The organism is Pseudobutyrivibrio sp. MD2005, assembly GCF_000621865.1.
GTDB lineage: Bacteria > Bacillota > Clostridia > Lachnospirales > Lachnospiraceae > Pseudobutyrivibrio.
This window is the reverse complement of record NZ_JHXE01000009.1, coordinates 183,533-203,363: the sequence shown is the minus strand read 5'-3', so window position 1 is coordinate 203,363 and position 19,831 is coordinate 183,533. Positions and strand designations below refer to the sequence as shown.

General features: G+C 38.2%; 19 protein-coding genes and 1 riboswitch. Of the genes, 8 read left to right on the top strand and 11 right to left on the bottom strand.

Annotated elements, in window-relative coordinates:
• Positions 1 to 198: 198 nt before the first annotated feature.
• On the top strand, positions 199 to 1,263 hold the full coding sequence (locus T498_RS0103755) for a LacI family DNA-binding transcriptional regulator (protein WP_028234767.1): 1,065 nt from the start codon (positions 199 to 201) through the stop codon (positions 1,261 to 1,263).
• Here the strand turns inward: T498_RS0103755 and clpB are convergent.
• From clpB to T498_RS0103725, 6 genes are all read right to left on the bottom strand, one after another.
• Positions 1,260 to 3,848, bottom strand: a complete 2,589-nt coding sequence (gene clpB / locus T498_RS0103750; RefSeq protein WP_028234766.1) for an ATP-dependent chaperone ClpB — start codon at positions 3,846 to 3,848, stop codon at positions 1,260 to 1,262. The two genes, T498_RS0103755 and clpB, sit on opposite strands and share 4 nt — an antisense overlap.
• Before the next feature lie 474 nt (positions 3,849 to 4,322).
• On the bottom strand, positions 4,323 to 5,954 hold the full coding sequence (locus T498_RS0103745; protein ID WP_028234765.1) for a dicarboxylate/amino acid:cation symporter: 1,632 nt from the start codon (positions 5,952 to 5,954) through the stop codon (positions 4,323 to 4,325).
• A 176-nt stretch (positions 5,955 to 6,130) separates the two neighbouring features.
• Positions 6,131 to 6,256 carry a hypothetical protein gene (locus T498_RS17100; RefSeq protein WP_256380489.1) on the bottom strand — a complete coding sequence of 42 codons (126 nt, stop codon included), beginning with the start codon at positions 6,254 to 6,256 and terminating at the stop codon, positions 6,131 to 6,133.
• Between the two features lie 121 nt (positions 6,257 to 6,377).
• Positions 6,378 to 6,821: an Hsp20/alpha crystallin family protein gene (locus T498_RS0103735; RefSeq protein ID WP_028234764.1), complete on the bottom strand. Its 444-nt coding sequence runs from the start codon at positions 6,819 to 6,821 to the stop codon at positions 6,378 to 6,380.
• A 196-nt stretch (positions 6,822 to 7,017) separates the two neighbouring features.
• The gene (locus T498_RS0103730; RefSeq protein WP_028234763.1) at positions 7,018 to 8,559 is read right to left on the bottom strand and encodes a 2-hydroxyacyl-CoA dehydratase family protein; all 1,542 of its coding nucleotides are present in this window, start codon (positions 8,557 to 8,559) and stop codon (positions 7,018 to 7,020) included.
• 23 nt (positions 8,560 to 8,582) lie between these two features.
• Positions 8,583 to 9,779, bottom strand: coding sequence for a 2-hydroxyacyl-CoA dehydratase family protein (locus tag T498_RS0103725; RefSeq protein WP_028234762.1), 1,197 nt, complete (start codon positions 9,777 to 9,779; stop codon positions 8,583 to 8,585).
• A 164-nt stretch (positions 9,780 to 9,943) separates the two neighbouring features.
• On the opposite strand from T498_RS0103725, the gene T498_RS0103720 reads away from it, so the two are divergent.
• From T498_RS0103720 to T498_RS0103710, 3 genes are all read left to right on the top strand, one after another.
• Positions 9,944 to 10,744, top strand: coding sequence for a hypothetical protein (locus tag T498_RS0103720; protein WP_028234761.1), 801 nt, complete (start codon positions 9,944 to 9,946; stop codon positions 10,742 to 10,744).
• 165 nt (positions 10,745 to 10,909) lie between these two features.
• Positions 10,910 to 11,299, top strand: a complete 390-nt coding sequence (locus tag T498_RS0103715; RefSeq protein ID WP_036977739.1) for a Fur family transcriptional regulator — start codon at positions 10,910 to 10,912, stop codon at positions 11,297 to 11,299.
• Positions 11,300 to 11,345: 46 nt separating this feature from the next.
• On the top strand, positions 11,346 to 11,933 hold the full coding sequence (locus tag T498_RS0103710; protein WP_028234759.1) for a rubredoxin-like domain-containing protein: 588 nt from the start codon (positions 11,346 to 11,348) through the stop codon (positions 11,931 to 11,933).
• Positions 11,934 to 11,972: 39 nt separating this feature from the next.
• On the opposite strand, the gene T498_RS0103705 is transcribed toward T498_RS0103710, so the two are convergent.
• Both T498_RS0103705 and hflX read right to left on the bottom strand, forming a co-directional pair.
• A complete protein-coding gene (locus tag T498_RS0103705; RefSeq protein ID WP_028234758.1) occupies positions 11,973 to 13,592 on the bottom strand; it encodes a Na/Pi cotransporter family protein in 1,620 nt (539 codons plus the stop codon).
• A 140-nt stretch (positions 13,593 to 13,732) separates the two neighbouring features.
• On the bottom strand, positions 13,733 to 14,965 hold the full coding sequence (hflX, locus tag T498_RS0103700; RefSeq protein WP_028234757.1) for a GTPase HflX: 1,233 nt from the start codon (positions 14,963 to 14,965) through the stop codon (positions 13,733 to 13,735).
• 183 nt (positions 14,966 to 15,148) lie between these two features.
• Positions 15,149 to 15,247: riboswitch (TPP riboswitch) on the top strand.
• A gap of 31 nt (positions 15,248 to 15,278) precedes the next feature.
• Between hflX and T498_RS14750 the strand changes: the two genes are divergently transcribed.
• Positions 15,279 to 15,848, top strand: coding sequence for an energy-coupled thiamine transporter ThiT (locus T498_RS14750; protein ID WP_036977738.1), 570 nt, complete (start codon positions 15,279 to 15,281; stop codon positions 15,846 to 15,848).
• 59 nt (positions 15,849 to 15,907) lie between these two features.
• Here the strand turns inward: T498_RS14750 and T498_RS0103690 are convergent, their stop codons facing one another.
• The 3 genes from T498_RS0103690 to ispE are packed head-to-tail and all read right to left on the bottom strand — an operon-like array spanning position 15,908 to position 17,893.
• A complete protein-coding gene (locus tag T498_RS0103690; protein WP_028234756.1) occupies positions 15,908 to 16,315 on the bottom strand; it encodes a DUF1934 domain-containing protein in 408 nt (135 codons plus the stop codon).
• A gap of 8 nt (positions 16,316 to 16,323) precedes the next feature.
• The gene (locus T498_RS0103685; protein WP_028234755.1) at positions 16,324 to 16,998 is read right to left on the bottom strand and encodes a GntR family transcriptional regulator; all 675 of its coding nucleotides are present in this window, start codon (positions 16,996 to 16,998) and stop codon (positions 16,324 to 16,326) included.
• Positions 16,999 to 17,020: 22 nt separating this feature from the next.
• Positions 17,021 to 17,893: a 4-(cytidine 5'-diphospho)-2-C-methyl-D-erythritol kinase gene (gene ispE / locus T498_RS0103680; RefSeq protein ID WP_028234754.1), complete on the bottom strand. Its 873-nt coding sequence runs from the start codon at positions 17,891 to 17,893 to the stop codon at positions 17,021 to 17,023.
• A 229-nt stretch (positions 17,894 to 18,122) separates the two neighbouring features.
• Between ispE and T498_RS14745 the strand changes: the two genes are divergently transcribed.
• The 3 genes from T498_RS14745 (at position 18,123) to T498_RS0103660 (ending at position 19,770) form a co-directional block, all read left to right on the top strand.
• Complete coding sequence (locus tag T498_RS14745) at positions 18,123 to 18,866, top strand: hypothetical protein (protein WP_197019907.1); 744 nt, start codon at positions 18,123 to 18,125, stop codon at positions 18,864 to 18,866.
• A 296-nt stretch (positions 18,867 to 19,162) separates the two neighbouring features.
• Entirely contained in the window at positions 19,163 to 19,429 is a 267-nt protein-coding gene (locus T498_RS0103670; RefSeq protein WP_028234753.1) for a hypothetical protein, read from the top strand.
• A 104-nt stretch (positions 19,430 to 19,533) separates the two neighbouring features.
• Positions 19,534 to 19,770 carry a hypothetical protein gene (locus T498_RS0103660; RefSeq protein WP_028234752.1) on the top strand — a complete coding sequence of 79 codons (237 nt, stop codon included), beginning with the start codon at positions 19,534 to 19,536 and terminating at the stop codon, positions 19,768 to 19,770.
• The last annotated feature ends 61 nt before the right edge of the window (positions 19,771 to 19,831 follow it).

The following is a 19,831-nucleotide window of genomic DNA, read 5'->3' as shown; positions in this document are numbered from 1 at the left end:
TTATTGCAACATCTAGTTTACATTCATGTTACAATTAAATCAATGTATTTTCACATTTGCACTATATTTTTGTGAAAATGTGATTAAATCCATACATCATTTTGTTAAATTTGTTACATCTTAACATGGGCCAATGTTACAATTGACACATTGATATACATCAAGTATGATTATTCTAGATTAAACTAGGAGATAACAATGGGAAAAAGAGTCACTTTACAAGAAATTGCAGATACACTAGGTATTTCTAGAAACACTGTATCTCGTGCATTAAATAATACAGGTAATGTTTCAGCTGAAACACGAAATAAAATATGTCAAACCGCAATATCAATGGGTTACAAGCAGTTTAACATGGCTGGGATTGTTGCACCTGCACCATCCAGCACAAACACAGTAAACGATTTGCCTCAAGCCCTTGATAAAACAGAAATCGCTTTATTCACTCAGGCGTTTCCTGGCAACTCTCACTCTGGTAACAAACTATTAGAAGCCTTCCAGCACAAAATTGATTCTTTGGGCTACAAGCTATCTATTAATATAATTCGAGACTACGAGATTAATAATCTTTGTTTTCCTACCAACATCAATATTGATAATATTGCTGGTATTCTTTGTATGGAGATGTTCTCAGAAAGATATTGCGAATTTTTATGTGATACTAATATTCCATTATTATTTGTAGACACACCTCTTAGCCAAAGATGCACTTTGTCAGCAGATGTTCTTTATATGGAAAATTTATCAAGCGTATACCACATGCTTGATACCCTAATCGAACAGGGAAATAAAAGAATTTCATTTGTGGGAGACAGATATCACTGCCAGTCCTTCTATGAAAGATGGCAGGCATATGTTTCTGTTCTGGCAGACAGGAACATTCCACTTGATGTTTCCTGCAGTATTTTAGCAGATGATAGCAATCCATATGGCGATACCACCTGGCTCAGCCAGCAGATTGCAGCGCTTCCATATATGCCAGATTTATTCTTCTGCGCCAACGATTACCTTGCTATGGCAATGGTAAAAGCGCTACGTGTTCTTGGTAAAAAGGCACCAAAGGATGTTCGTATATGCGGATTTGATGACGCACCTGAATCAACACTTATGGAGCCAAGTCTTACTACTATAAAAATACACAGCAGCTCCATGGGCTATATTGCCGCAGAGCTGCTGCTATCTAGGATGTCTAATCCTTTAGTTCCTTATAAGAGAACTTATATTGAAACTGATATTATGTTTAGAGATTCTACAAAACACTAACCATTTTTTGCTAAGAGTTTTTCTCCATCGGAATCAATAATGATGGCTGAGCCTTCATGTATATCTCCGCCAAGAATAATCTTAGCCGCCATAGTTTCTACATTCTTTTGAATATATCTTCTTAGTGGACGGGCGCCATAAACTGGATCATAACCTGCATCTATCACAAATTGTTTAGCTGCAGGTGTGAGTTCAATCCTAAGCTGTCTGTCTGCAAGTCTTTCGTTTAATTCCTCCATGATGAGGTCTACGATTCCACCGATATTATCCTTTGTAAGAGGCTTGAACATAATGATTTCATCAAGTCTGTTAAGGAACTCTGGGCGGAAGGAATTTCTAAGCTCATTCATTACCATTTCATTTGTCGCGTCGGTGATCTCGCCGGTTGTTTCGTCAATACCTTCAAGTAGATACTGTGAACCAAGGTTTGAGGTCATGATAATGATTGTGTTTTTGAAATCTACTGTACGTCCCTGAGAATCAGTAATTCGACCATCATCAAGCACCTGTAAAAGTACGTTAAATACATCTGGATGAGCCTTTTCAACCTCATCAAAAAGTACAACTGAATATGGCTTACGTCTCACGGCTTCTGTCAATTGGCCGCCCTCATCATAGCCAACATATCCTGGAGGTGCTCCGATAAGACGGCTCACGCTAAACTTTTCCATGTACTCCGACATATCAAGACGAACCATAGCATTTTCATCATCAAAAAGTGCCTGGGCAAGTGTCTTTGCAAGTTCTGTCTTACCTACACCAGTTGGTCCTAAGAATAGGAATGAACCGATAGGCTTGCTTGGATCCTTGATACCAGCCTTTGAACGGATGATAGCTTCTGATACAAGCTTTACAGCATCATCCTGACCCATTACTCTCTTGTGCAATTCCTCATCAAGATGAAGTGTCTTGCTGCGCTCACTCTCATTAAGCTTTGCTACAGGAATGCCTGTCCATCTTGAAATTATTCTTGCAATCTCATCCTCAGAAACATTCTCATGAACCAGATTTGCTTCTCTTGCTTTTAACTTTTCTTCTGCTGCTTCCAAGTTGGCCTGGAGTTCCGGCAATCTGCCGTACTGTAGCTTTGCTGCTTCTTCAAGGTCGTACTTTTGCTGGGCAATTTTGATTTGGCCTTGAACGTCATCTAATTCCTCACGAATTTTTGTAACATCCTCAACAAGCTTTTTCTCGTTATCCCATGCAGCCTTCTTTGTGTTGTACTCATCTCTAAGTTCTGAGAGTTCCTTCTGAAGATCTGCAAGTCTATCCTGAGAAAGCTTGTCTGTTTCCTTTTTAAGAGCAGCCTCTTCAATTTCAAGCTGCATAACACGTCTATTCATTTCATCAAGCTCTGCTGGCATTGAATCAAGCTCTGTCTTAATAAGCGCGCAGGCCTCATCAACAAGGTCGATTGCCTTATCTGGAAGGAATCTATCTGATATATATCTGTTTGAAAGTGTGGCTGCGGATACCAAGGCACCGTCTGTAATCTTTACTCCATGGAATACCTCGTAGCGTTCCTTAAGTCCACGTAGGATTGAAATAGTGTCTTCTACTGTAGGCTCATCTACCATTACAGGCTGGAAACGACGCTCAAGTGCAGCATCCTTTTCAATGTATTCTCTGTATTCATCAAGTGTTGTGGCACCGATACAGTGAAGCTCACCACGGGCAAGCATTGGCTTTAGCATGTTACCTGCATCTAGGCCACCGCTGCCATTTTTACCTGCACCGATGATAGTATGAAGCTCATCAATGAAAAGAATAATTTCACCATCTGAATTTTTAATTTCATCAAGGACAGCCTTTAATCTCTCCTCGAATTCACCCTGGTATTTTGCACCGGCAATCATTGAACCGATTTCAAGTGAAAATACCTTTTTATTCTTAAGTGCATCTGGCACATCGCCCCTGACAATACGCTGTGCCAATCCCTCTACTACTGCTGTTTTACCAACACCAGGCTCACCAATAAGTACTGGATTGTTTTTAGTCTTTCGGCTAAGAATTCGGATTACATTTCTGATTTCCTCATCACGACCGATAACTGGGTCCAGCTTGTTATCACGGGCACGTTCCACCAGATCATAACCATATTTTTCAAGTGTATCGTAGGTAGCCTCAGGATTATCCGTATTTACGGTTTGATTACCTCTGACTGTAGCAAGTACTGCAAGGAATGCATCCCTAGTGATACCAAAGCTCTTAAATATATTTTTTATAGGAGTGCTTGGCTTTTTAATCATTGCAAGCATTAGATGCTCAACAGATACGTAACTGTCACGCATTGCCTTGGCTTCATCCTCAGCATATGTAAGCACATAGTTCAGATGCTGCCCAACACGAAGGTCACCTCCCTGTACCTTTACTCTGGCATTAAGAGCAGCGTCTATCGCATTTACGAATTGCGCAGTATCGATATTCATCTTGCTAATCAATGAAGGAATCAGGCCATTTTCCTGACGCATCAGCGCCATCAAAAGATGCTCCTGCTCCAACTCCTGATTACCATACTCCATTGCTATCTTTTCACAGCCATTTATGGCTTCTATTGATTTCTGTGTAAATTTCTGGATATTCATAAATCTTCTCCTTTCTCCCACCAAAAGGCTTCTCCCTTTGGGAGAAGCTGTCACCGCAGGTGACTGATGAGGGTCTCACATCTGCTAATTATGTTTTAGCATAAAAATTAGCACTCATCAATAGAGAGTGCTAATAATTTATAATTATTTTAGAATTTCCGTCAAAAAATCTGATTCAATATATCCTTTACTCACCTTATATAGATTTAGATTATCGCAAGCCAATGACGATACACGGCCTGCTAGACTTTTTGTGATACATTTTTTCCAGAAATCACCTATTTTTATCGCAAGCTAACGAAAACTTGCGGCTTCTTTAGCTTCATGTGATAAATTTTTGCTATTTTTCCAATATTTATATCGCAAGTCCTCTAATACTCCTAGCTTTTTTGTTCACTTGCGATATTCTACTAACTTCTTCATACATTGTTACCTTAATGATATTTTTAATAAGTGGTCACATAGGATTTTAATTTATGCATTATATTTTTCTACATCTATCATTTTCTCTGATTTTGCTACTAGTACAGTGGCAGTCAAATCTCCAGTTATATTGTTCACTGTGTCAGCCATATCTATAATTGGATTTATTACTAAAATGAGTCCTATAGCTTCGATTGGAACTCCAAACTGACTGAGTACTATTCCCATATTCAATATAGCTACACCTGGAACGCCTGGTGATGCAAGGGATAATAATACAATTACTAGAACACTTGATAGCATTGCTGAGTAGCTAATTTCAATTCCATAGGCTCTGGCAAAAAAGATTGCAAATGATGTCATGTAAATGCACATACCATCCATATTTACAGTAGCACCTAATGGAATAGAAAAATTATATAGTTTAGGCTCTATGCCAAGCTTATCCCTACATATTCTCATATTGATAGGAATAGATGCTGAACTTGAAGCTAGAGTGAAACTAGTTAGCATTCCCTCTCTAATATTGCTAAAGAATTTGATTGGATTAAGATGAGCCACTAATAAAATCAACAGTCCATATATGCATATCATCAAAACTATTGTAAATATTTCCACTGCCCCCGCTGCCAAAACAGATTTCACCGAGCCTCCGCCTAATTCTGTTATCATTAACGCAACTGAACAGAACGAAGCGATTGGAATAGCTTTTGATATTATGGTGGTGATTGTTAAAAATAAAGAATTACATGCCTCAAATATTTCTTTTAAAACAGCAGAATATTCCCCTATCATACCTACTGCAATTCCAATTAATATTGCCAAAAACATTATTTGCAAAGTGTTTGCTTCCACAAATGGCTTTAGCAGATTTGAAGGTACTATATCCACAATTGTATCTAATACTGAAGCTCTTGTTTTGTTCTCCACGACAAAATTTTCAACATTAGATGCGCCATTTAATGCAAATCCCCATTCACCTGGTTTTAATACAGTTGCCACTCCAAAACCGAGAACTGTAGCTACAAGTGTTGTAAACGTATAAACGCCCATTACTTTCACAGCCATTCGTCCCAAATCTGTAAGACTTTTAAACTGTGAAATGCAAGAAACCAGTGAAAAGAATATGACCGGTGCAATAATAATACGAATTGCACTCATAAACATTGTTTTTATTGGTCTAAGGAAATATGTACTGATTACATTTTCAACAGGTGTCGGTACAAAATTAGTCAAGCATAACCCACATACTATTCCAAGAATCATGGCTATAAGGGTCAAGTATAATGCATTTCTTTCCCCTTTCTCAACAATAATTCTAACCCTATTTACATTATTCCTATGACTATATTTATACTTTTCGCCATAGGCATTTAGAAGGATTGATCTAATAGCATCTTCATTAGCATCTAAGCCATCAGCGATGTTTAAATCAGGTTCAAATTGTTCACCTCTTAGTTTAAGCTCAATGCTTACATCTCCAAGAAAGTTACTAATTTTAACTGTTATTTTTTCGCCTTTTACTCCATGCTTAATTAGCAAAACAATAGTTTCTTCTGCAAGAAGCTCTGTCTTGATTATTGTTGATTTAGAAATTTTTTTCAAAACCAAGGTGTTTCGAATATACTCTAGAGATTTTTCTAATACATCTGAATCAGTAATATCAAATGATTTACTATACATACCAGTCCTCCTCTCAAACATAAAAAGCGACCTAGTTATATAATAGCAATTTTAGAGAATCTATTCGTAAACATTTTGTGACTTTATTTTTAATATTTATATTTTTAAATACCCCCAGCTCTTTTTACCTCTTCTTTTTGCCGCTTCCCTCTTGTAGTGGTAATCCCAAACTCTTTTTACCTCTTCTTTTTGCCGCCTCTCTCTTTGCAGTGGTAATTCACAGCTCTTTTTACCTCTTCTTTTTGCCGTCTCCCTCCTTGCAGTGGTAATCCCCAGCTCCTTTTACCTCTTCTTTTTGCCACTTCCCTCCTTGCAGTGGTAATCCCCAGCTCTTTTTACCTCTTCTTTTTGCCGCTTCCAACTTTGCAGTGGTAATTCAAAAAAATCCCATGGCGCTTGGCCATGGGATTTAAGGTATATCAGTTATCCTTCGATAGCTATATATTTTGTTTCTTCTTTTTCAGGAATAGCTTCTTTCTTAGGAACTGTAAGGCTAAGAACGCCATCCTTGAAAGCTGCATGGATATCATCCTGTGTTACACCATCACCTACATAGAAGCTTCTTGAGCATGATCCTGTGTAGCGCTCACGTCTGATGTAGTTGCCATCCTCATCCTTCTCATCATTGCTTGTGTTAGACTCTGCATTGATTGTAAGGTATCCATCCTTAAGCTCTGCTTTGATATCCTCTTTAGCAAATCCTGGAAGATTCATATCTAGCTGATATCCTGTATCAGTTTCTTTTACATCTGTTGTCATCATTCGTGAAAAGTCACGATCGAATCTTGAACCACCAAAACCTGTTACTCTTGGTACTGAGAAGAAATCATCCATAAAATCGTTTGATAAAATACTAGGCATTAACATAATACTTACCTCCTTTTATTGACGCTAGGCTTTTAGTCTAGTGGTTGTTATGTTGTTAGTTCCAACTTGGGATTTCTTTTGTTCCCTTGTTGTGATTATGTTATATACCTAAAATTAGCACTCGTCAAGTACGAGTGCTAATAATTTATAATTATTTTATATTTAGTTTATAAATTGTCAGTTATCTTTTAATATCTTACCAGCACAATGAATCATCAAACTCCTCTAAGCTTGGGTCTACAGGCTCTTCTTTCATAATTGTGCGCATGTATCGATTGACTTCAGTACGCATGTCACGTCTGGTGCCATCAAGAGGTACCATAAGGTTGTGGTTAACCCAAATCCAGTGAAGACCTCTGCGTCTTGCTTCTTCTTCAAAGAGACCGTGATAGCCTGACATGGCTTTGCAGCCGATGTGAACATACATGATAACCATATCCACATTCATCTGCTCACATAGTCTAAACAAATCTTCAACTCCAGTTTCGTAGCCTCCATTAGAGCGATTACGCATAATCATATTTTCATATAGATGGCCCAGGTCAAGAAGTGCCTGGTGCTTGTCAGTGGTGCTGACCATTTCTGTGGAAACACAGCAAAGCATATCGTTGATAGGAAGTATTCCCCAGCAATTCATAAGCCAGTTAGGGAATGCCGTATAGTACGCGGCCTGCACGCCCCATAGGATGGCGCGATGGCGATATTCCTTGCAGGCCATTTCCTTATTCTGATATGCCTTTGTGGCAAGGGCTGTTATTTTTTTGTCTGTATCTAAGAATAACTGGCTGCGACCGCCTGCTGCCATGTAAACACCATATCGGTAAAAACCAAGGGTGGCGCCAAGTAACTGAGGATATGGGCTTTTGTTGATTTCAAGCCACTCTAAGAATTCCTTGGTCTCCTCGTTAAAACGAGCCATGTTTTTGAAGAGATAATCCCAATCGAATTTTTCGCCTGTGTGTTCTTCGATAAATTTGATAGCGTTGAGAACTTCCTCTCCTGCATATTCCTGAACACTCTCCTGGCGATGTCTTATAGGTGCTGCAAGCTGAAATGTTGGAATCCCCATTGATTGTGCCATAAGGCCTCCGCCCATAAGAGAGCCGTCACAGGTGGTATTACACTGAACTGCACAGGCTCCAATCAATGGAAAATCATCTTCAAGTGCAGCTCCTAACTCTGCTGCCGGCATAGGGCATACATCTGTTGGCACACCAAACTCATGAGTCTTATCGATATAGTGCATGACTCCGTTCTGACACATGAATGAGCTGGAATAGATTGCCGGCACCTCGTAGCTTACCCATTTAAGATTTGGGAATCCTCCCATAAGTGTGCTCATCATATTTTCATCGAAGATGACCATCTTCTTGGATAGCTCCGTGTCATTTCCGATTTCTGGATCTGCTTTAAACATATCAGTAAGTGACAACGTCATATCAAGAACAATGAGTCCAATACCCTCGTGAGCAAGACGAAGTGCTGTTCCTCGCAAGCCTTCTGTATGCCTGTCCATAAAGTCAGGTACCGCTAAATAATTACTCATCCATCTATATCTGAAAAAGCCCTTAAAATTGTTAGGCTTCATCATGAATTTACCTAATGTAAATAAATAGTAGAGCCATCTGGTGTAATCATACCAGGTGTCTTTAAGGCCTCTCCATTCTCTACGGCGCCTTGGGCGATGTCCGGAATATAACACCTTACCTAAAGGTTCGCTGCCTAGCGCTTTTCCCATTTAATAAATCTCCCTTCCAATTATCACTGCTTTGCCTTGTTAGCATTAATCTTTTTCAATTCTACACGTTCTACAAAGGCCTGTATTCTAGTTCGCAGCTGCCCTGATGAGCGAACCGCATAAGGTCTGTCTACAGATAATGTAGGCCAGCCATATTCCTCATCCATAATATGAAATGCTGCCGCTCTCTCATATCCCCAATAATCGCAAAATTTGATTTGCTCATAGATAAGGCCATCAGCATGATATTCTTTGGCCAACATATCTACATATTCCCTGCGTTCTAAAATCTTTTCCTGGTTGAAAAATCTTGGACACTTCCCCCATTCAATATATGTCCTGCAAATCTGGGTGAGAGCATCCTCTTCTTCATTCAGCTCTATCACCTGTCTACCAGGTAAGGAGCCGAAGCAATATCTATCTGCAACAACAAGTGCCCCGCATTCCTCTGCAAGCTTGATAAACTCTGGATCATCAATTTCAGAGCCTACCATCACTACCCGGATGCGGTAAGGATTTTTTTCGTCTGGGACTCTTGTCTTAAGCTCTTCTAATGTCTCCTGTAGCTTTTCCTTGATAAGGTGCTTAGGACTACAATAGCTAGAAAGACATAGCACCGCAAATTCATATCCTGTAATAACTGGATTATCGCATTTACGATAATCTCCAATTGCTGTAAGTAGTGCACTAATCTCATTTTGTTCCTCCACAGCCTTTCGCAAAGCTGCATCAGAAATATCTATTCCCAACTTCTCATGAAGTGGCTCTAAAACATGTATACGCATCTGCTTAACATAATGCCTAAGGGCACTCTCATCAGACTTCATAGGAACATCTGAATAAGTAACAAAGAAGTTTTCCTTTGGACTAGTGTGAAGCTTTTCAATATTCTCTACACAACGATTCATCTGAGCACATGCATCAGGTGCGATAATGCAATCTAAAAAATTGAATCCTCCCTCTATTGCCCTCTCCAAATATGCTCTGCAAGCTTCGCACAGCGTAGAGCTCATGTAATATGTTCCCATTTCAATGGAGCCGGTCTGCGGAGCTCTAAGGCGTACTGAAAAGCAGCCTGGCAGATTTAATAAAGGCTCTGGAATCTGAAAACAAACATGACCTATAGCATATTTGCCTTCACCCTGAGCCTGCCTAGCCAAATCGTTATATGTATCCTGAAGAAGCTTTTCAAAATAATATAGATGTTTTAAATCCTTCAATCTTAATTCCTCGCTAAAAAATTCTTTTCTAATTCTATCACAATTCAAAGCTTTCAAAAAGGCTTTGAACCATTTTAAAAGAGCCGCCAACAACTAAATATAGTAACTCAAATAGACAATCACTACTAAATGTGCTATTATGTATCACAAGGGGAGGTCCACAGATGTTTATGATGAATGATATTTTGTTCAGAACTCAGCTGACATATCAAATAAATTCGAATCTTAATAACGAGCCAGAGCCTACTGTCTCGCATATTGATTATACTCAGGTCAATCTTAGAAACTGCACTTTTGCAGATTTTTTTGGTGCACTTATCTACACTAGAGAACAAAATCCAGATTTTAACTTCATGGATTCTAGTTTGGATGCAATCAAGCCATCAAATTTCTCAGAATCAAAAAAATATAATTTTATAGAGCTTACAGAATACGCTAAGCACACCGCAGTCACAATCGGCAATATGACACTTTTTAGTGAGCTGCAAAAGATTTCCAGCGCAATAGATTCATTCAATGCTAGTAAGTCTTCTGACACAGCTGCTCAAAACACTCCTATTATGTCCTTTGATGATTACAATAATTACGAAATCAAACAGCAGCCTGCTACCGCAGAAGAATTAGGAAGCTGCGTTATCAGTGGGGGAATAGATGGGTCTGTAAAAATGACTGCCACTTTCCACGAAAGCAGCACTGCCGATCATCCTATTATTTCTATCAGGTTTTATTCACTCAACAATGGCCTTTATCTAACCAACAGGGATATAATCAGCATTGCAAACATCTACAAACCAAACGCTACGCTTATTGAAGCCTTCGCCTACATGAGTTACCACGATTACAATAACAATCACTACAATTATTCTTTTGATAGATTATTGATAAGTGATTCAATAGAAATAGATAGTTTAGATGATTTGTATTCAAAGCATTATGACCTTCGAATCTTCGACAAATTAAGCTAATTTCCTAGCCAGCCTCTTTAGGCTGGCTATTTTTATGTTCAATAGCCTAACAATAATTAGATTCATAAAACAGGAATAATTACTATTTTAATATTGACATTTGCGATAATCTTGTTATTATAAAGATAATCATTATTAATTTGTTCACTAGTAAGGCGGTGTTTTATGAATTACAGTAGACAAAGAGAATCCATTAAAGAATATTTGATGTCTACCAAGGAACATCCTACAGCTGAAGTTATTTACCAACATGTAAAAGAGGATTATCCAAAAATCAGTCTAGGTACAGTCTATAGAAATCTTACTCTCCTTGTTGAAATAGGTGATATCAGAAAGATTTCTACAGGTGATGGTACTGATCACTTTGACGCAGACACATCTGCTCACAGTCATTATCATTGCAAATGCTGTCACAGATTGATGGATTTGGAAGTTACTCCTAGTGTTGAGCAAATACTGGCAGCTTCAAGCGCTGGACTTGGTACCATCGAGACTGCAAGCCTTCTATTTACTGGCGTATGCAAGGATTGCGTGATTGAACAGGATTCCAATTAGTTAATAATGAAACTAATAATATTTTAATTGTGAAAGGAGTTTAGTTATGGCAAAGTATGTATGTTCAGTTTGTGGTTATGTTTTTGAGGGTGATAATCCTCCAGCAGAGTGCCCTGTTTGCCACGTAAGCGGAGACAAATTTAATAAGGTAGAGGGCGAGCTTAAGCTTGCTGCTGAGCATGAATTTGGCGTTTATGCAAAAACAGTTAAGAACAATCCTGATATTGATGATGAGACAAAGAAGTATATCTTCGATCAGTTAAAAGCTAACTTTGAAGGTGAGTGTTCTGAGGTTGGAATGTATCTTTGCATGGCTAGAGTTGCACATAGAGAAGGTTATCCTGAGATTGGTTTATACTGGGAAAAGGCTGCTTTTGAAGAGGCTGAGCACGCTGCAAAGTTTGCAGAATTACTTGGTTCTGAATTAGAGTCAAACATGACAGATTCTACAAAGAAGAATCTTGCATGGCGTGTTGACTGCGAATACGGCGCTACTCAGGGTAAATTTGATTTAGCTGCTTGCGCTAAGAAGAATAATCTTGATGCTATTCATGACACAGTTCATGAGATGGCTCGCGATGAGGCTCGCCATGGAAAGGCGCTTGAAGGATTCCTCAATCGCTTCTTTAAGTAAAATAAGCAAAATTTTAGCCCCTCAGCTGAGGGGCTTATTTTATGGATGTTCTTTTAATGCATATGCAATATTGATAGCGTGGTCTGCACATCGTTCCAAATCGGTAACCATGTCTGAGAAAATAACACCTGCAACAGGCTCACATTTATTCTCCATGAGACGCTCTACATGGTGATTGATAAGCTGCTTTTCCTGCTTATCAACTTTCTTTTCCAGCTTTTCTATCTTATCAAGATTCTTGTAATCCTCTGAAGTGAAAATCTCAATAGCAAGCTCTACTTCTTCCATAGAGTTATCTGCCATCTCTTTAAGCTCTTTGGCAGCCTTCTTAGAAAGCTTTGTCTTTTTATTCTTCATGCGAGTTGCATATTCGATAATGTTTTCCGCGTGATCTGATATACGCTCGATATCAGTAACAGCGATTGTAATTGCAGAAATGCGACGCAACATAGCAGGTGTAAGGTTTAGTGTCTGTAGCTTAACCATTGCATCCTGAATGGCATGATTAAGAATATTAACTGTCTCCTCACGCTGTTCTACGTCCTCAACCTTTTCTGGTGAGTAATCAAAGAAACAATCGATAGCTTTTTCAAAGTTTTCTGCTGCAATGGCACCCATTCTGGCAGCCTCAAGCTGTGCCTGGTGAATAGCCATGTTTGGTGGTACATTGTTGACCTGTGTCATAAATACAAGCTGTCTGTCTTCTGCAGCACGAGTCTCCTCTGGAAGCTCTGGAATAAACATATATGTGAGCTTAATAATCCAATCTGTAAATGGGAAGATGATACAAACAGCAAGTATAGCAAATATTGTATGTGTGTTAGCTATCTGACGAGCTGGATCTGCTGATGTAGATTGTATGAATCTAAGGAGCGGTGTGACATTAATAACTATCACGATTACCATTGCTCTTATAACATTAAACAATAAGTTAAGTATAGCTGAACGCTTACCATTTCTATTTGCTGTAAGTGATGCAAGCAGGTTTGGAGCAACAGAACCGATAGCAGCACCAATTACTAAATAAACGGCTACGTTATACTCTAAAATCCCCTGAGCCACAAAGGTCTGGAAGATAACTGTTGATGATGATGAACTCTGAAGTAATGCTGTAAAAGCAATACCAAATACAAGAGCAACAAATGGATTAGTAAGACCACCAAGAAAATCTTTAAACATAACAGACTTTGAAAGTGGTGCAATAGCAGCCTTCATGATGGTGATACCCTGAAAGAGCATACCAAAGCCCATAAAGAAAGAACCTAAATGCTTAACTATATCCTTTTTTATAAATAGATACATTACAGCACCCATAAACAAAATAAACGGTGTAAATGTAGCTATATTAAAAGCTGTAATCTGTGCTGTGATTGTTGTACCGATATTAGCACCTAAGATAACTCCAATAGCCTGTGCCAATGTCATCATGCCTGAGTTAACAAAGCCGATAACCATGACATCTGTAGCCGAAGAGCTTTGAACAAGGACTGTCATTAAAAGTCCCACAAGAACAGCCACTAATTTATTAGTAGTAGCCTTTTCCAAGATAACTTGTAGATTGTCACCGCAACTATTCTTTAATCCAGTGGACATAATAGACATTCCAAATAAGAATAAGCCCACTCCACCTAGTAGCGATAGTATTTCTGCAATTGTCATTTTTTCTCCTTTAACCTACCGTACTCTTCCTCATGAAGAGTAAAAATTCTTAAACCCTCTCTTTTAGTCCTTAGATATAATATCATGCATTCTTCGCATTGTCTAAGCATTTTCCAAAAAAAGATAAAGAAATTAGTTAATCAAATATATGCTTTAATAAATATTCCATCTTCGCGATATTCCTCTGATATTAATTCACCAGATTCACGAATTTTTGCAATACTTCCTGCCTCTGTATAAGGTACAAGCTTTTCTATGTATTGCTTGCCACCTCTCATCAGCTTTGCAAGGATATCACGCACTGCATCCAGGCCTTTGCCTGTCTTAATAGATGTATGAACAGTGTATTCCGCCCTTAAATCGTGATAATCATGCTCATCCTCAACCTTATCCACCTTATTAAAAATGGTGACAATCGGCTTGTCCGAAACTCCCAACTTATCCAGTGTTTCGTAGACAATTTCCATTTGCCTATCCATCTGTGGATTACTTACATCAACCACATGGATGATAAAATCTGCATACTTAGCTTCCTCTAATGTACTCTTGAAAGCATCAACCAAATGATGTGGAAGCTTTCTGATGAAACCAACAGTGTCTGTAAGCAGAATTTTTTGGTTGTTATCTAAAAACAGCTCTCTTGTTGTTGGGTCCAAAGTAGCAAAAAGAGCATCCCATTCTAGTATATTGGCATCTGTAAGCTTGTTTAGAAGTGATGATTTTCCAGCATTTGTATACCCTACTATGGCAGCTACTGGAACACCATTCTTCTGTCTTTTAGCTCTGGTGAGCTCTCGATGATTAACAACATCTGAAAGCTCTTTTTTCAGCTGAGAAATGCGACCTGCAATAAGGCGCTTGTCCATCTCAAGCTTTTTCTCACCAGGACCACGGGTACCGATGGCGCCACCGCCACCTGCTGCAGTTCCACCTACTCGAGACATGTTCTTACCAAAACCTGTTAGACGTGTCATCTCGTATCTAAGCTGTGCCAATTCTACCTGAATCTTGCCTTCTGCCGTTCCTGCTCTAGCGGCAAATATATCAAGGATAATCAAAGTCCTATCCATAACCTTTGTATCTAATTCATCAGCAAGATTGCGCATTTGGGCTGGTGTAAGCTCGTCATCACACACAATGCCCGTAGCATTTGTTTCCCATATAAGATCCGCTATCTCCTCTACCTTTCCTTTTCCTACATAGGTAGCAGGGTTTCTGCGCTCCAGATTCTGCATTACTGAGCCAACTACTTCTGCTCCTGCAGTTTCGCACAAATCTTCAAGCTCCTTAAGAGAATCCTTCGCTTCTATTTCATCGTCTTCATTTACTGCTACTAAAATTACTCGCTCGACGATTTTTTCTGTATTTATCATAAACCTATATCCTTATATTATATTTCAATTGTTACTATTCAGTTTATAAACATTTAAAGATAATTCTTTTACAAGCAAGCTTGACAAGAATTGATCTTTAAATATTTATAAACTATGAATAGTAACTTTATATTACCATATTGACGTGAATATTTTATAGTGGTATTTTATTTAAGAAATTAATAATGATGCTAGGGGCGCATTTGCTGAGAGGTGCATTATCACCGACCCTTAATACTTGAACTGGATAATACCAGCGTAAGGAAGCTTTTATACGATCTCCTGGCATATAATGTTGAAGGGAGATTTTTTTATGATTAAACACATCAATATTCCAAAAACTCGTGTTAACTTTTCTGCAAAGCAGCTCGCATTTTGTGCTATGTCAATGGCACTGGCTTTTGCTTTGTCAAACATCAAATTTATAAAACTGCCAATGGGTGGTTCAATAACACTATTTTCAATGCTAGTTGCTTGCTTACCAGGATTTTGGTTTGGACCAATTGTAGGTATTGTAACTGGTGTTGCTTATGGCCTTCTCAACCTAATCGTTGACCCTTATATACTTTTTCCAATCCAGGTAGTAGTTGATTACATACTTGCTTTTGGAGCTCTTGGTCTTTCAGGATTCTTCTCTAAATCAAAACATGGACTTATAAAGGGATATATATTTGCTGTTCTTGGCCGTTACTTCTTTGCTGTATTATCTGGATGGTTATTCTTCGGCGAATACGCAGCTGATTACAATATGAGCCCACTTCCATATTCAATCATCTATAATGGAATTTATATTTTTGCAGAATTAGCTCTTACTGTTGTGGTTTTACTACTTCCACCTGTTCGTATACTTATGAACACTCTTAAAGATATGGCAACTGAATAGAATAGATTTTCTAAAATAAAAAGCCTTGTGTAGGCATATCAATTGCCTACACAGGGCTTTTAAAATTCTACTGTAATTTCCATCAATGTCTGAATAGCATCTGCTGTAGCAATATCATAATCTAGCATTATTTCGATGGAATCCTTTTTATCATGAATAGAAAGACCTCTGGTAAAGACTGGTACCATCATATTTCCCATAGGAGTATGGTACATGTTATCAGTTTTCTTTCCTGGAACAAATTCGAGCTTTGATTTAAGACCGCCCTGCTGACTAAGAGCCATGCGACCTGCACCGTAGCTCAGCAGACAATCTATATCCCCATCCTCTGTATGTCTTTTGTAGGAAAGATATTTCTTCTCACCTCTATCAAGGTAGGTTCCCTCATATACCTCTGTAGTGACTTCTTTATCGCTACCCATGGTCTGCCTTGAGACAACCTTTATCTTACAATTTATTCCTGTCATTTAAATACTTAATCCTGTTCTCTAATAACTTCTCTGACTGCGTTAATTTGATTGGCCAGATGTGTATGCATAATGCTCTTTAAGAAATCCACATCTCTTGCACCAAATCCCTCAATAATAGACTTATGCTCAGAAATAAGCTGAGCGTATACTGATGGATTCTTAACGTATTCATAACGATATCTGTACATCTGCTCTCTGGCCGAATTAATAATATTTTCAAGCTTTGGATTAGCGGCTGCTGCATATATCACATCATGAAAAGCTTCATCAGCCTCCACAATATGACGAACATCATCTGTTTTAGTAGCATCCTCAAAAGCCTTCATAGCTTCTTTCAGCTCTACAAACTGAGCATCTGTCATCCTCTCACAAGCACATACAACAGCAAGTGCATCAAGAGCATCTCTGACTTCAAGGACATCCTGTAAATCCTTTTCTGTCATCTTAGCAACCTGAGCCCCCTTGCGAGGAATTGTTACAGCAAGCCCCTCATGCTCAAGCATTCTAATAGCCTCTCTTATAGGTGTACGGCTTACCCCAAGTTTTGTAGCCAAATGCATTTCCATAAGCCTTTCCCCTGGCTTAAGTTCCCCCTTTAAGATGGCCTCACGTAGGGTGTTAAACACCACATCGCGAAGTGGTAAATAATCATCCATTTGAAGTGTAAGGTTTTCAGTCATTTATTATTCTTCTCCTTTTCTATTATCGATTGTTAAACATGGTTGTGAGATATAGCTGTTTTACCATGCCTGTTTTAGTCAAAGCATCCTTTGCTGCCTTAGCTGTCTTATTGTCGTTAAAAAAGCCAAATACTGTAGGGCCACTACCACTCATCATGGCGCCAACAGCTCCATTTTCCATCATATTTGCCTTAATATCAGCGATAATTGGATGAAGTGGAATAGTAACATCCTCCAAAACATTTCCCATTTTAGAGCAGATTCCAGCTAAATCACCTGCTTTGATATCCCCAATAAGCCCATCTATATCTGGATGTTCAACAGTATCAAAGCAATCATCTAAAGCATTGTAAACCTGCTTAGTAGAAACAGAAATGCCCGGCTTTGCAATCAACACTGGACACTTAACCATTGGTGGAAGCGGTGAAAGCACCTCTCCTATTCCTTCTGCAAGAGCTGTTCCTCTCATAACGCAATAAGGAACGTCCGCACCAATTTTAACGCCTCTTTCCATTAATGCCTTTTTATTCAATTTCAAATTGAATAATTTATTAACTCCAAATAAAACTGCTGCAGCATCTGTTGAACCCCCGGCCATACCTGCTGCAACTGGAATGTGCTTTTCTAAATCAATATGCACACCCTCTTTTATTTGAAATTCATCTATTAAAAGCTTTGCTGCTTTGATACACAGATTATCATCATTTACCGGCAAGAACTTAAGATTAGTAGCCATTGTAACAGAACCATCTGCTGTCTTTGAGATAGACACCTTATCGAATAGATTAACTGTCTGCATAATCATCTTTACTTCATGATATCCATCGTCTCTGATGCCTGTAACATCTAGGCCTATATTAATCTTTGCCAATGCCTTTAAGCTAATATTATCCATGCTATTTCTCCAATATGTTTATTATCTTAAGCACATATTGTACTTTTTTGTTCTTTGTATTCAATCTTTATAAATTTTAACAAAGAACACACACTTTATCAAGGATTTTGTATTAAAATAAATACAATCTAATAGTAAATATTTCTCAATATTGTTCCGATAAAAGATATAGGAAAAGGATTTCCGTACGGTTTTGTTGTATTTGGCCACATAACAAGGAGGTTATATTATGGAATTAAGTACACTTTCTAGCGTTTCTTCTAATATTGCAGGAACCTATACAAAGACCACTAATGCAGATGGTTCTGTTACTGAGTCCCTGGAATTCAACGCATCTAAATCAGAAATTAATGCCTCAAAGTTTTCAGATGAGGCTGCTGTTTACGAAAAATCTTCAGATGACAAAGCTCTCGCAACTGATAATTATAAAAAGGCTGACCGCAGCGCTCTTGTTGAGCAATTAAAGGCTGACCAGGAAAAAATGATAAACAATCTTCTTGAAATCGTAATGAAGACTGTTAAAGGTCAGGGAAGTAGTTTCGCAATTGCCTCTCAGGATGACATGTGGAAATTCTTAGCTGAAGGTAAATTCACAGCTGATGAAGATACAGTTGCAAAAGCAAAGGAAGATATTTCCGAAAATGGATATTGGGGTGTTAATCAGACCTCAGACCGCATCGTAGATTTTGCTATCGCATTATCTGGCGGCGATTCATCAAAAGCAGATGAATTATTACAGGCCTTCAAGAAAGGCTACGAAATGGCTACAGGAACATGGGGCAAGGATTTACCAGATATTTCTAAGAAAACATACGATGCCGTAGAAGAAAAATTTGAACAGTGGAAAAACGGCACATATAAATCAGGAAACACAAACGCCGCTGACTCTGGTATACGCGTTCCAGCTGGCACAAACATCACATACGCTGAGAACATTTCTACAATGAGCTCATCTACATATATTGAAACCTAATCTAAAAATTGAAGGGGCTGTAAAAAAATCCCCTAAAAGGTAAGGATTCAGCCACCATCCTAACGGATGGGCACTGAATCCTTTTTATTTAAAGTTTTTAACAGTCCCTTCCTCATTTTTATTTAGAAAGGATTCACAGTTTTGAAAAATGTTTATTTTAAAATAAATTGCAAGACATTTATTATATGCGTGACAGTTTTGTGACAAATTGCATGATATATTTTATATATAACATAAGATCGTAACTAATTTTTTACTATCAACATATTTAACTGACTTTTTGTGGGAGGTTTAACATGGGAAAAGTTATTAATTTTAAATCTTCATTAAAAGTGCCTTCTGTACAAAAACTTGATTTGAATGATTTGGATACAGTTAATGGCGGTGGCAATGGGTATCCAGCCGGTAAAAATATAACATGCCCTGCTTGCCAAAATTATAATAAAAAAAGATTTAGAACTACAGGAAAAACAAAGCCATTCTTAATCTTTCTTACTTTATACGAATGGGAGTGTCTTGAGTGTAGCTATACTTTTTTTGAATCTTATAGCAAATTAAATTAATTAAGAGGAAGTTTCATTATGGGTGATGTAAAAAAAAATAAGAATTTATCTGATGAGATTACTGAAAAAATGCTTGATGCCAATGAGAAAGGAAGATACATTCTATGAAAGTAAAAAAATTATCAGAAGAACAGATTGCCGAAGCAGCAAATTGCAAGACCATTGAAGAAAAATTGGACTTTTTAAGTAAAAACATGGTTCCACTTTCACCTGAAATGTTAGATCAGATTTCAGGAGGAAGTGGTGAAGATGATTATTACATTTGCGTACATTGTAAAGCAAAGTTTGAGCACTGGTATGATATGATGTTTCACGCGATGCGTCATTTGGGTGATTACTGATTATGGCTAATATACATGACTTGAGGGTCTGGCCCTATTAGTAGTAAGGCACTTATTATAA